Source organism: Paenibacillus amylolyticus (assembly GCF_047302515.1).
Lineage (GTDB): Bacteria > Bacillota > Bacilli > Paenibacillales > Paenibacillaceae > Paenibacillus > Paenibacillus amylolyticus_G.
Map to the genome: position 1 here is coordinate 3,765,631 of NZ_CP168019.1, position 12,663 is coordinate 3,778,293.

Below are 12,663 nucleotides of genomic sequence, written 5' to 3' on the forward strand. Positions count from 1 at the left end.
TCAAGCCGCTGCAGGTTGTGTAGCTTGTCGATCATAGATTCTATCCACTGGAAACCGAAGAGAACACGGATTGTCTGAAACAGATTCGTACTATGCAATACAAGAGTGTCTGTGAGTTCACTGCTGGAGAAGTTTGCGCAATCGGGATTCCGAATCCAGCTTCGGACAACTGTTACAATATGCATGTGCGTGACTGCCGCTCCCAACCTGATATGCCAAACAACAATATCGGCGTATGAGGAACGGCGGTCCCTGCCAACCGGAATGTTCGAAGCGCTGCAGCTCATTGGCAAATGTACATGCATTATCGTTTTGCCGATCCAGCCAGAGGCTTTGATCTGCTTGAATCTTTGCAAGCCGTTCATCTGTCTTCCATATGCTCTGATCATTGATCATACGTGCATACAGTTGTTGCACATTATGCGCAACTAAAGACCACATCACCTTATCGCTCGCTCCTGTACCAACGGCTACTGCTCGCAGGACAGGTTCCAGATGTAACAGCATTCTGTTCTTGAGCAAGTGGCTCTCTGACCTGCGCTGAACAGGATCTCCCCCCTCCAACAAGGAGCTCTTCAGCCGAGTCTCATATTGCATGCCACCTGCTCCATTCAATTCAAACCGCACATCATCGTCTGCAACGCTAAGTATAGTATCGTATAGACTGAAAGCTGAGATTACGGACATAACAAATATGGAGTAACGTTTGGCAAAAAGTGTACCGACGGCCACACTTCCTTTGCCGGCCAATTGAAGCCCTTGCTGCACAGCCTGTTCACGCAATATCAAGTTTCGTTTCTCTTCATTCAGCAGATCTTTCACATGGAAAGGATACTTGGAATCATCACAAGTCGCTTGGATCGTCGTCACAAAAAATTGCTGTAACGCTTCCGACATCTCTGAATAATCATGTCTTGGATAACGTCTCATCTATTAATCATGTCTTCAACTTCGTTGATAATCTCGCTTCGCCCAATTGCTCCCCAGCCCTTAAACAACCAGAACGAATCTGTCGTATAGACCTGATCTGCACCAACAGCCGGTACTCCCTTCCAGAGTGAGCTTGCATTGATGTTGTTTAAATACTCATCGGCATTTGGGTCAATCTCCAGAACTACAAAATCAGCATCCACATCTGCAATTTTCTCCATGGACAAGTCCTCACGTTGTTCGGCAGGTGTCACAGTCGTTGGCACAAATCCAAGATCATGATACAAAAGTGTGTTGGTTGGATGTCCTTTTGCCGCGTATATTTGCAAGGTCTTCTCTCTTACACGCAGATAAGCCAACTTTTTTTGATCCAGTTGTTCGATCTTCGCTTTTAATTGCTTCGCCTGCTGCTCTACCTCGGCTATCTTTTCTTTTGCCAGATCCACTTTGTTGTACATCCCGGCAATGGTCAACAGATCCTGTGTCCAATATGTTGTATCATCAACATAATCCAGCCATTCAGTACCAAGTACAATCGTCGGAGCGATTTTCTCCAACTGATCATACGTACTCTCCGCAGTTCGACTCTCAATAACGATGACATCCGGATCAATCTGAAGGATAGCCTCCAGGTTAGGACTGTCTGCGGACCCTACCGTTGGAATGCCGGCAAGCTGATCTGCAAAGTAAGGCAAATAATCTCCTCCGTAACGAACTTCTACATTAACGCCTGCTGGTTTCTCTCCAATCGTCAACATGTGATCGATGTAAGCAGCAGATAATACCACCATACGCTCTATTTTTTGCGGTATAACCGCTGTTCCTTTAAGATGCTCAATCGTTTGTGTACCACTCTCTTCCACAGGTGTATCCTGTTGCGGAGGCGTTGCTTCTGTTACTTCTGATGCCTTGCTACATGCCGTCAGAACGAGCACAAGCAGGGCCAAAAGTATCATCGTTGCTGCTCTCTGTCTTACCATTTGTAGTAAATCCCCTCTACTATTTAATAATAATAATCATTATCACTATAGTAGGGAAAAGCGTACAGGCTTACCATGGATTATTCCACTCTATTCTCTTGCACAATATCACCGTAAAGTAACCCCAAGTTGCTCTGCCACATATCGCATGGCCCACATGCGTCCGGTGGGACCCAGCGCTTTGAAGAAAATATCTCCTGCATTATATACATGGCCTTCTTGAACAGCCTTTAATGCCAACCATGTACTGGATTGCTGTAATTGCCTCAGTTGAGCACGTGCCTCTTCTGTGGGATCGACCATTACAAACATATGATCCGCGTCGTATAACTGCAAATCGCAAACTTTACTCTCTACAGCCCACTGTTGTTCCGGAAAATCACGAGGCAAATAAAATCCCAGATCATCATACAATAGGGCCCCTGTCTGGTTGTTCAATCCATACATTCGGTAGAAATGAGAAGTCACCCGGATGAACATGGCACTCTGTTTCCCCCACCTCGATTGAATGCGCCCTCGAAGAACCCGGCTCAGTTCAGCATGTTGTTCAATCCACTGTACAGCCTGTTCGGTGCGGCCCATAATGTCCGCCATATACAGAAGCCTCTCCCCAAAATGGTTGGTGTGCTCCAGCATGGTGGTAGGCGCGATACGATGCAGGGAGTCATTTGGCTCCAAACGATCACTTGTAATGATCAGGTCCGGTTGGACTCGTCTCAAATCATCATAGTTCTGATTGAAGCTATCCAGGATAAGTCCCTGATGACTGTGTGCTTGAAGCGCAGGTATGGCAACATGACGAGCTACCCTCTGACCATAGGATAAAGCGGATACTGGCCTCAAACCGAGCGTTATCACATAATCGTCCAACCCGTAATACAAGGTGGCAATGCGATTCACTTTATTTTTCATATACAACGTTGGGGCGATTCCTTCGTTTTTCTTGAAGACTCTGCTGAAATAGTGCTCGTCCTTATAACCCACTTGCTCCGCAATTTCCTTGATTTTATCAGAAGAAAATAACAGTTGCTTGGCCTTTGCCATACGTAGTTTCAGTATATATTCAATCGGGGTCATATTTAATTGTCGTTTGAATGTTCTTATAAAATGATTCACACTAAGCCCTGCCATGCGGGCCATCTGATCAATTCGAATGTCTTCCATATATTGATGCGTCATATAATCAAGTGCCAAATCCATCCCCGCTACAGGGGGAGTAGCTTCTTTCACGTGTATCATTAACTGAATCAACAACTGATGCAAAAGATGTTTCCTGCGTGTCTTTTCCAGACTCGTAAACGAGTGTTTTCCACTCATCAGGGTATCCATCATCTCCTGAATATCACGTGTATTGGAAGGAACATTAAGTTTGCCCGTCACAGGGAGACCCAATGCCTCGGTATGCCAAGCATTCCGATGCCGGGTAAGTGTAACACAGGAAAATAAAATGATCTGATATCGGACAGGTGCTTCCATATCCGTCTGAAACTCCACATGCATTCCTGGCTTCAACAAAAACCACTCGTCTTGAGACACCGTATGTACAATGTTATCCATAGACAAAGATCCCTTGCCAGCGATGACCCTGCAAATGGCGAACCTTTTCCAGATCCGACGCTGAACAGCCCCCGGATTGCTAGAGTAATGGCAGACGTGGACAGCAGAGAAATGTAGTTGCTCCAGTTGTTTGATCCAATCATTTTCCTCCATGATGACGTCACCTCCCTGTTTTGGATCGAACCCTGTAATCGCCTGATTAAAGCTGATCGTAACCAGCTGCAATTCCAGTTAATATGGATCTTTTCCATACTCAATTCCCTTTATTATAGATAGATTGATAACAATTCTCAATAACATACACAATCAATATTAACTTATCCATTTGGACAACATATACGGACTGCAATGTATACGTAGCGGGATAATAAAGCTAGAATCAGCAACATTTTCTAACCTGTTGCAAAATCATAAAAGGCATGATATATTAATTGAGCCATCAATTATTGACGCATCAAATATTGATACATCAATGATCGAGAGCATCCAAATAATCATTAGGCAATGGCATTGTATACTGCAACATTAATCATTGGTTAACATACGCCGTTGTTCATGATTCAGATTCACCCGGGAGGTCTAGTCATGACACGTATTGTTTCCAAAGAAGAACAAATCATCAACCTGCTGAACGTGTTGGGTAACAAAATCAGTCCCAAGTTCGAACGCTGTACAGGTATCAGTTCCTCTCGCTTTGAAATTCTGCATGAACTGGATCAGGTAGATGAGATTAACCAATCCATGCTGCAGAAAATCATTAACATTGATAGTGCTGCGATTACACGCCACTTGAAACAGCTTGAGGCGGACCTGATGGTTACAAGACGTAAGAATCCCGATGATAATCGGGTAACTTTTGTTCGTTTGACAGACCACGGTCGGAAGCAGATTGAAGGCTACAAAGCAGAGAAAACCAATTTTATCAACCAGATTTTACAGGATTTCAGTGAAGACGAAGTTCAGTCACTCGCCGATTTCCTGGAACGTATGCACAACAATTTCTAAACCCATATATAGAGGAGAGATCCATGCATGAGTACAATTCAAAGCAAATTCCAAAAAACCAATGATTTTAACGAAATTACCTACGGTCGCCGTTCTGTTAAGCTTTACGATCCTGAAGTAAAAATCAGCCGTGAAGAAATGACAGAAATTCTGTCAGAAGCTTCCCGTGCACCATCTTCAATCAATTTGCAGCCTTGGCGTTTTCTGGTTGTAGATACGGCTGAAGGTAAAGAAAAGCTTGCTCCACTTGCGAGATTTAATCAAAATCAAGTGTTGACTTCCTCCGCAGTTATTGGCGTATTCATTGACATGAACAACGTTGAATATATGGATGAGATTTTTGGTAAAGCTGTAGAACTTGGTTACATGCCACAAGACATTAAGGATATGCAGCTCAAAACCGTAATGCCTTATTACGAAAAGATGGCTGCTTCCGATCTTCGCGACGTTAACCTGATCGATGCTGGCCTTGCTTCCATGCAATTGATGCTTGCTGCACGTGCTCATGGTTATGACACCAACCCAATTGGTGGTTATGAGAAAGATCAAATCGCAGAAGCGTTTGGCATGGACAAAGAGCGTTATCAACCCGTTATGTTGATCTCGATCGGTAAATCGGCCAAAGAAGGTCACCCTTCCTACCGTCTGCCTGTAGAAACCATCACAACTTGGGCATAATATCAGGGACGGTTTCCCTGTAAGTCTCGATTAAATTGGTCAATAAGCATATATTCTTAACACATTCCAAACAAACACAATATGGAGGTTATACATTATGATTATCATTCACGCTCATCTGCAAATTAAACCGGATCAAGAGCAAGCATTCCTCGCATCTGCGAAAGAACTGATTACTGCAACACGTCAAGAAGAAGGTAACATCAGCTACGATTTGGCAAAAAGCACAGAACGCGAACAACAATACACGATGATCGAGCTGTGGAAAGATGAAGCTGCTACAGCTTCCCACAACACAAGCGCGCATTTCCAAGCTTTTGTTCAACAAGCAGCAGCTTTCATGGCCGCTCCAATGAACGTTGAAGTATTTGCTGGAGAACAAGTTAAAGCTTAATAGCTCATTAACTGCCATGCTTATCTTGCATGTGAATAAGCTGCTCTTGGTCATATGACCGAGGGCAGCTTTTTAGTTTCCTTTCACAAATCGGTTGACCTCATGTACCTTAAAATGACTGCTGTGCAAATGTGTTGGCTAATTGTCAATCACTGCTAATTAGTTCTCATGTTTGACCGTAATCACAACATTTCCCCTCTTTCGTCCTGTTTCCACATAACGATAAGCTTCCTGAATTTGCTCCAAGGCATAACGTCTGTCAATCACCGCTTGCATCTCACCAGCCTCCATCAACTCTTTAAGAAGTATCAGATCCTTTGCAGTGACCCTTGCGATGCCTTGCCCCTCAACAGTGACATATGTGCCGTTAGGTGCCAATAGGTGCCGACACTGACCTTTCGAGACTTTTCCAACTGCATCCAATATCAGATCATACCGCTGACTTGTTTTTGTAAAGTCTTTCTTCATATAATCGATAACATGATCGGCACCAAGTGACTTCGAGAATTCCACATTCGTTGTACTGCATACCCCCGTCACTTCTGCTCCAAAATATTTCGCAAGCTGTACAGCAGCAGTTCCTACGGCTCCCGAAGCTCCATAGATGAGCATTTTCATTCCCCGTTTAATGTTTCCTTTGCGGAGAAAATATAAGGCCGTAGTTCCACCAAACGGAATTGCGGCTGCTTCCTCATACGTTGCGTTGAGCGGTTTCAGAGCGACTGGATCCTCTTCGGAGAGACATATATACTGAGCATGGGCACCAAAAGACAATCCATTGATGGCATACACCTGATCACCTAACTTAAATTGCTTTACTTCCTTGCCAATCGCCGTAACTTCTCCTGCCAACTCTACGCCCAGGACCGAATTTCGAGGTTTTCGGAATCCCAAAAAAAGACGCATCGGTACCCAGTACAGAAACGGAACATTCGAACCACGAACTCTGCAGTCCCCGGATGTTACAGTTGTTGCGTGTATTTTAATCTGAATCTCATGATCTTTGGGTGATGGCTTCGCTATGTCTTTAAGCTGCAACACATCTGGTGATCCATACTTCGTACATATGATAGCTCTCATATCTTTCCCCCCATATGTTCCTGTTTGCCATGAGTATATCGGGAAGTGGGTTCGGCCCCTAGATACTTAAGTATCGTTTCAAGGATACACCCGTTACAGGAGTTTCCATTCACGTGCTTTTGCCACGGCTTCGGTTCGTCGCTTCACCTGCATTTTGTCAAAAATAATCCGGTTATGTCCTTTCACGGTAGGCAGCGCAATATGAAGTATCTCACTAATCTCCCGATTGGATCTTCCCAGCGCAATGAGATGTAATACTTCGAGCTCTCTCACACTTAACGGATCAATTCGCAGTTCAGAAACGTACGGATATACATCTGTCTCTTCCGAAATCATTTCTATTCTGTTGTCCTCAGCTTCATCAAATGCACCCAGTAATTGAAGCAGATATAAATGTGAGTCACCGCGTACTGTTATCCGCTTCAAAAGGCCGTGCACGACAACACCTTCGTCTACAAATACACGAATGAAGCCTGCCGGCTCTGCCATCATCATGGCCTCAGTCAGGAGCTCGATAGCTTGTGTTCTATTTCCATGTTCCTCATGGATAACGGCCAGAAGGATTGTTGCCTTGAGCTGTTCATCCTTGAAGCCTTTGGTTATGGCCAAGTGAAGACAGGATTCCATCATACCAAGTGCTCCCAAGGTGTTCCCCTGCTTCAGCAATACTCTGGTCTGACTAAGCGCATGATTTCTGTCCCATGATAATCGTATTGCCTTTTTCAGATCGCCCTGACGAAGGAGCACAAGAACGTATGCAGCAGTAATATCAGGGATCACCTTTGTAAAATTTAACCGTTGGGCCGTTTCGTTGATTCTATCTAACATGATAGCGGCTTGATGAAGATCCGCCTTCGCAAGCGTCACTCGGGCGAGCCATAACTCACTTGCAACAACTCTATCCGTTTGAACAAATTGCTGTGCCAACTGCTCACTCTGTTGAGCGTGCAACATCGTCACATCAAGATTATTCCATTCATAATGCACTCGCGCCAGACCCAAATGGGCTTCACAAGCAATGGGTAGCGGTGGCTTACCTGCCATATGTACCACCTGCTGATAGGATTCAGCTGCCAGATGTAGTTGATTGTTAGATTCCTGCATATTCCCCACGCCCAGTGTCGCCATCATCGTGATAATATGATGTCCGATCTTGGTACTGTTCGCTAATGATTCCTCGTAGGACAATTCGGCTTCCACACGTTTTCCCTGAAGCTGGTATGCATATCCTAATGTCCAAGCTGTTGCTGCACGAATGGGCAGATTATGAGGATGCAAATATTTGAGTGCTCGAAGTGACTCCGTAATAATCGTATCCGCATCGTGCCGGCTGACAGCCAGCGTGGCTCGGATGGAAGCGATATGTCCGATGAGATCAGAATTGGTCTTTTCAGGTTCCGTATTTTGTAACACTTGTTCAGCAGACTGCAATTTGGGCTCGACGTCTATCATATGTCCTGACACTAATAACGCAGCCGCATGCATCACCCATAGGGAAGGTATTGAATCCATTACTGCTGTGGATAGAGAACTCAACCATTGCAAGGCAGGAACAGCACCCCCGCGAAAAAGAAGTGGCATACCTTTACCTTCCAACAGATCCGATGCCCGATGAGTATCTGCCGCAGCTACAGCATGATTGAAAGCCTCCAGCTCCATTTGATGCCTCTCATACCAGATGCTCGCTCGCTTATGTATCTCAGTAACAGACAGATCGGTCTCAGCTGTGCCGGCGTAATTTGAATTCTGATGTACTCTTTTACGCAATAAATCTGCAAACAGATGATGGTAACGATACCATCGCCTCTCATTGTCCAAGGGAACGATGAAAAGATTGGCTTGCTCCAGCCACTCCAACATGTCCTGTCCGGTAAAATCAACGGATTTATGTTCCTTGGGTTCATCTATATCAAAGATCGCATCACACAATGAACCGCATAATCGATCCAACATGCACGTTTTCAACAAAAAGTTCTGTACCTGTTCGGTTAGCCCTTGTAATATTTCTTCCATTAGATAGTCCAGTACAAATGGGTCCCTGCCACTGAACGTTTCCATAAAGTGATTCGGATCAGAAGAACCCTGCATGGATAAGGCCGCTAACTGCAACCCGGCAACCCAGCCTTCTGTTCGCTTTTCAAGGAGAGCAACATGTTCCTCTGAAAGTTTCAATCCCATGACCCGATCCAAAAACTCACTGCTTTCGGCAGAAGTAAAACGCAGATCACTACCACGTATTTCAATCAATTCCCCCTTTGCCCGCAGTCGAGCCAAAGGTAACTTGGGTTGCTGACGCGTAGTCATGACGATATGCATATGCGGGGGCATGTGCCTCAGTAAGTAGACAAGCGCTTGATTGATCACTTCTGAAGTCATGAGATGATAATCATCCAGAACAAGTACAAAATGATTTGTTATTTCAGAAACTTCATTAAGAAGGTATGTAATAATGGTCTCGATAGGTGGCGGCTCGGAAGATTGAACAAATCCCATGATTCCTTCAGCAAGCTTGGGGACAATCGTCTGTAACGAAGCACATAGATATGTCAAAAAACGTGAAGGATCGTTATCCGCTTCTTCCAGCGAAAGCCAAGCTGTATCTATTGAAGAAGACTTAACCCATTGATTGACTAGTAGTGTTTTTCCTGATCCTGCAGGAGCAGAGACCAGTATGAGTTTAGCGTGCATCCCCTCGCCGAAACGGACATACAGGCGGGGACGATCCACTACATGGGAGCGCTGAACTGGAATGGTTAATTTCGTAGATAAGATCGGTGCATACATGAGCCAAACCTCCATTCAAGGGTCTCGAACAGCAACTGTATCGTTTCATATATCGTTTTGGCATCTATACTACCATAAAAATCAATAAGACACGCCATAAAAGACGTGTCTTTATTATTAGTAGTACATAGATGAATTTAACTTCTGATTAGCACTAGCTGCTAGTAAAAATGAATGGCTCTACCTTACGCTCTGCGAACAGGAGTGATACTTTGTGGATTGTTGAACACATTTTTCGGGTCATACTTGGCTTTGACTCTCCGCAGTCTGGCATAGTTGGCTCCATAGTACACTGGACCGGAATTTTTGATTCCTTGGTCTGGAACGTTGATATAGGAACCCACAATGTAGGGTTGCAATTTCTTGCGAGTATTCCGAGCGAGTGCGATATTTTTGGCGGCATGGGATGGTTTGAGCCACGTACTGGTCCATTCCACATAGAACTTCTCTTTACGCCAGAAGAAGGCGGTTGATCTAGGTGATTTGCGACTTACCGCTCCGCCCCAGTTGAGGAAATAGAACCCGCCTGGTCCCTCTTCCAAGTTCTCCAAAAATGCGCGCATCGATTTGATCGCTTTGTCGGGGAATGGTTTTTGTCCAAAACCGGACGAGAACTGGTTACTATACCGTTGAGTCTCGGTCGGATCAGGTTGTAATAAAAACTTCACAACTTCTGTATAAGGTAACAAACGAACAATGGAACTTGTCGGTGTGCCAACACTCGTAATCGGCTGTAATAGACGGAGAGCCTCTGTTTTTGATCCTAGGAACAGCCCCTCCATGACAACATTGCCACCCTTTTTCGGTCCGATGGACAACTCGCTGCCCAGTCTTGTATCCACAGAGGGAGCCCACCTCTGCCATACTTTGAGCACCTTTTCGAATTGAGCCCATGGCCAGGTGATTTTAAATACAGTCGCCTTCGCTGGAGCACGGCGCACTTTGAATTTGTAACGAGTATATACTCCGAAGTTACCACCGCCCCCTCCCCGCGAGGCCCAAAAGAGATCTGCATTACGATTTTTATTGGCACGAATCACTTTTCCTTTGGCGTCCACCATCTCTACCTCTAGCAGGTTATCACTGATGAGACCAATCGTACGCTGGAGAGGCCCAATTCCCCCACCTAACGTAATTCCACCGATCCCTACAGTAGGGCTGTCACCAAAAGGAGCCATGAATCCTTGCTTGGCAAGGGTGTTCGCAATTCTTCCTACTCGATTTCCTGTTCCAACAACAACCGTTCCATGTTTTTTATCAAGTTTGATGGAATTCAGATCACTCACATCAATCACGATACCGCCATTCACCTGTGAAAGATTCACTTCAAGCGCATGTCTGCCGCTCCGCGGCCTGATCGGTACATTGTTTTCACGAGCCCATCGGATAGCGTTGGATACATCTTTCGTCTTTTGGGCAAAAACAAAAACTTTAGGATATTTGTCGGTATGCGGGTCCCAGTTCTTGCGCGCGGCTTCATATCCTGGATCACCCTTGTAAATAACCCGTCCCGTAAGCTTTGTTGATGATTTCACACATCCCACTCCCTGCTGAATAATTGTCCTACAGCCTCTGCTGCATCAAGCACCTTATACTGTATGACGGACATTCGCGGAGGGAATGGGCTGGTGCCTTAATTCTAAAGTTCATGTTTCAGAGGAATCAAAAAGGAATTTCCCTTTCAGGCCACAGAACAGCCTTGAGGAAAATTCCTTTTATCTCGAAACTAGTCGCTTTTCGAATCGGAATCAATTTTGATTAACTTGCGCGCTTCCTGTTCTTTTTCACCATACCAGACGAGCACGTTGGCAAACAGATCCATGATGCGAACAAAGTTCTGCTTATCTGCTTCTGAAATCTGATCTGCATACTTGAAAATCTCATCAAAGCAAAGCTCCCTTACAAATTCGGTATAATTCACATATACCTCCCGACCTTTCTCCGAAGGTTTGACGTAAATGTCTTTGCGGTTGCCGCTTAAATGAAATTTTTCAAGCAGACCTTTTCCCGTCAGATTCTTCACGTTCTTGGAAAATGTACTGCGGCTTACGCCCAGGCGTTCGGCCATTTCCGACATCTTCTCTTCTTTGTCCTCGGCTTCCAGAATGTATTCCAGCGTCTGAATCTGTGAAGCCGAGAACATCAGGTCTGTACCATAACTTCGCTGCAACTTATAAGTGTTCGAGTACGCATTGCCGTATTTGATAATTTTCTCAATCAGTTCCCGATGGTCGCCCATCCAATCTAATTTCATGAGTAATCCCTTTCATCATTCAGATTCTCTCTCTTACTCTACTGAAATCAGATGCGTTTTTCAATCCATGTTATTGCTTCTTCAATAACATCATCACGAGTCGGTTCATTAAATATCTCATGCATCAGATGAGCATAAATTTTGAGTGTTTTATCTGTTGAAGCAATATCCCCGTAAAAGTCTCGGGAATCCTTTTCGCTGACCAGTCCATCATTTGCTCCATGCAGTACAAGCACGGGATCTGTAAACTGCTTGGCGTTCTCCTTGAGCCATGTTATACCATTCCCCAAACTATTAAATAAATCTACAGAGATCTGCTTTTCAACCAGTGGGTCATTCGCGTAAGCGGATACAACTGCGGGATCACAGCATACGCCACTGCCCAGCTCATTAGGGAAATACGTGCCTGTAGGAAGATCCATCGGCAGTTCTCCAGCAACTTTTGTATTGTAACGAGTGAGCGCTCCGGATAGTACGATGCCTTTGACCTTGCCTGGATATTTCGTTCCAAAGGACGAGGTTGCAAAACCGCCCATACTATGCCCGATGACAAACAGCGGAAGATCGCCGCTCTCTTGCAATGCCGCCTCAACAATGACATGAACATCTTCAATAAGATGATCAAACTTTTTATAGAACGTACGCTGTCCCTCGGATCTGGCATGACCCCGATGATCGAAGCGATACACGCTAAACCCACGCTGATTCAGCTTCTCTGTCAAATAATCATAGCGCCCTGCATGCTCAGCTAGTCCGTGAACAATAACGACAGCGGCTTTTGCATTTTCCACTGTATCCTTGCTGAAATAAAGCTGTGTACCGTCAAAGGATTGAATCCTTGTCTCGACTTTAGTCATCGTTTCCCCGTCCTTTTTGTGGTGTCCAAGCTTAAGCTCCGAGAGATCATTTCCTCCGCCGTACCATGGACACGCTTATTATTATTTCACTTAAAAATAATATTGTTTCTTACGGAAACAATATATCATCCGACATAGCTGTTG

11 protein-coding genes are annotated in these 12,663 nt (G+C 44.9%); 3 read left to right on the plus strand and 8 right to left on the minus strand.

The window, feature by feature from the left end:
• Positions 1 to 117 precede the first annotated feature (117 nt).
• The 3 genes from ACDJ59_RS16155 to ACDJ59_RS16165 all read right to left on the minus strand — a co-directional run bounded on the left by ACDJ59_RS16155 (position 118) and on the right by ACDJ59_RS16165 (position 3,692).
• Positions 118 to 930: a hypothetical protein gene (locus ACDJ59_RS16155; RefSeq protein ID WP_413404151.1), complete on the minus strand. Its 813-nt coding sequence runs from the start codon at positions 928 to 930 to the stop codon at positions 118 to 120.
• Complete coding sequence (locus ACDJ59_RS16160) at positions 927 to 1,910, minus strand: ABC transporter substrate-binding protein (RefSeq protein ID WP_413404153.1); 984 nt, start codon at positions 1,908 to 1,910, stop codon at positions 927 to 929. The genes ACDJ59_RS16155 and ACDJ59_RS16160 overlap by 4 nt, the downstream gene beginning before the upstream one ends.
• A gap of 108 nt (positions 1,911 to 2,018) precedes the next feature.
• Positions 2,019 to 3,692 (minus strand): helix-turn-helix domain-containing protein, encoded by a 1,674-nt coding sequence (locus ACDJ59_RS16165; protein WP_413404155.1) that lies wholly within the window; start codon positions 3,690 to 3,692, stop codon positions 2,019 to 2,021.
• 360 nt (positions 3,693 to 4,052) lie between these two features.
• Between ACDJ59_RS16165 and ACDJ59_RS16170 the strand changes: the two genes are divergently transcribed.
• The 3 genes from ACDJ59_RS16170 (at position 4,053) to ACDJ59_RS16180 (ending at position 5,544) form a co-directional block, all read left to right on the plus strand.
• Positions 4,053 to 4,472: a MarR family winged helix-turn-helix transcriptional regulator gene (locus ACDJ59_RS16170; protein WP_017689456.1), complete on the plus strand. Its 420-nt coding sequence runs from the start codon at positions 4,053 to 4,055 to the stop codon at positions 4,470 to 4,472.
• Positions 4,473 to 4,499: 27 nt separating this feature from the next.
• Positions 4,500 to 5,150, plus strand: coding sequence for a nitroreductase family protein (locus ACDJ59_RS16175; RefSeq protein WP_341006743.1), 651 nt, complete (start codon positions 4,500 to 4,502; stop codon positions 5,148 to 5,150).
• Positions 5,151 to 5,247: 97 nt separating this feature from the next.
• Positions 5,248 to 5,544: a putative quinol monooxygenase gene (locus tag ACDJ59_RS16180; protein ID WP_413404157.1), complete on the plus strand. Its 297-nt coding sequence runs from the start codon at positions 5,248 to 5,250 to the stop codon at positions 5,542 to 5,544.
• Between the two features lie 159 nt (positions 5,545 to 5,703).
• On the opposite strand, the gene ACDJ59_RS16185 is transcribed toward ACDJ59_RS16180, so the two are convergent.
• From ACDJ59_RS16185 to ACDJ59_RS16205, 5 genes are all read right to left on the minus strand, one after another.
• On the minus strand, positions 5,704 to 6,624 hold the full coding sequence (locus tag ACDJ59_RS16185; RefSeq protein WP_413404159.1) for an NAD(P)-dependent alcohol dehydrogenase: 921 nt from the start codon (positions 6,622 to 6,624) through the stop codon (positions 5,704 to 5,706).
• A 93-nt stretch (positions 6,625 to 6,717) separates the two neighbouring features.
• Entirely contained in the window at positions 6,718 to 9,408 is a 2,691-nt protein-coding gene (locus tag ACDJ59_RS16190; RefSeq protein ID WP_413404161.1) for a LuxR C-terminal-related transcriptional regulator, read from the minus strand.
• Between the two features lie 185 nt (positions 9,409 to 9,593).
• Positions 9,594 to 10,943 carry an FAD-binding oxidoreductase gene (locus ACDJ59_RS16195; protein ID WP_413404163.1) on the minus strand — a complete coding sequence of 450 codons (1,350 nt, stop codon included), beginning with the start codon at positions 10,941 to 10,943 and terminating at the stop codon, positions 9,594 to 9,596.
• A 191-nt stretch (positions 10,944 to 11,134) separates the two neighbouring features.
• Positions 11,135 to 11,662, minus strand: coding sequence for a MarR family winged helix-turn-helix transcriptional regulator (locus ACDJ59_RS16200; protein ID WP_413404165.1), 528 nt, complete (start codon positions 11,660 to 11,662; stop codon positions 11,135 to 11,137).
• 47 nt (positions 11,663 to 11,709) lie between these two features.
• Complete coding sequence (locus ACDJ59_RS16205; protein ID WP_413404167.1) at positions 11,710 to 12,519, minus strand: alpha/beta hydrolase; 810 nt, start codon at positions 12,517 to 12,519, stop codon at positions 11,710 to 11,712.
• Positions 12,520 to 12,663: the final 144 nt, after the last annotated feature.

What these genes read in the sequence shown, in the direction of transcription:
- ACDJ59_RS16160 (WP_413404153.1), bottom strand. Translation starts at nt 1,910, where the DNA reads ATGGTAAGACAGAGAGCAGCAACGATGATACTTTTGGCCCTGCTTGTG.
- ACDJ59_RS16185 (WP_413404159.1), bottom strand. Translation starts at nt 6,624, where the DNA reads ATGAGAGCTATCATATGTACGAAGTATGGATCACCAGATGTGTTGCAG.
- ACDJ59_RS16205 (WP_413404167.1), bottom strand. Translation starts at nt 12,519, where the DNA reads ATGACTAAAGTCGAGACAAGGATTCAATCCTTTGACGGTACACAGCTT.
- ACDJ59_RS16190 (WP_413404161.1), bottom strand. Translation starts at nt 9,408, where the DNA reads ATGTATGCACCGATCTTATCTACGAAATTAACCATTCCAGTTCAGCGC.
- ACDJ59_RS16170 (WP_017689456.1), top strand. Translation starts at nt 4,053, where the DNA reads ATGACACGTATTGTTTCCAAAGAAGAACAAATCATCAACCTGCTGAAC.
- ACDJ59_RS16200 (WP_413404165.1), bottom strand. Translation starts at nt 11,662, where the DNA reads ATGAAATTAGATTGGATGGGCGACCATCGGGAACTGATTGAGAAAATT.
- ACDJ59_RS16155 (WP_413404151.1), bottom strand. Translation starts at nt 930, where the DNA reads ATGAGACGTTATCCAAGACATGATTATTCAGAGATGTCGGAAGCGTTA.
- ACDJ59_RS16180 (WP_413404157.1), top strand. Translation starts at nt 5,248, where the DNA reads ATGATTATCATTCACGCTCATCTGCAAATTAAACCGGATCAAGAGCAA.
- ACDJ59_RS16175 (WP_341006743.1), top strand. Translation starts at nt 4,500, where the DNA reads ATGAGTACAATTCAAAGCAAATTCCAAAAAACCAATGATTTTAACGAA.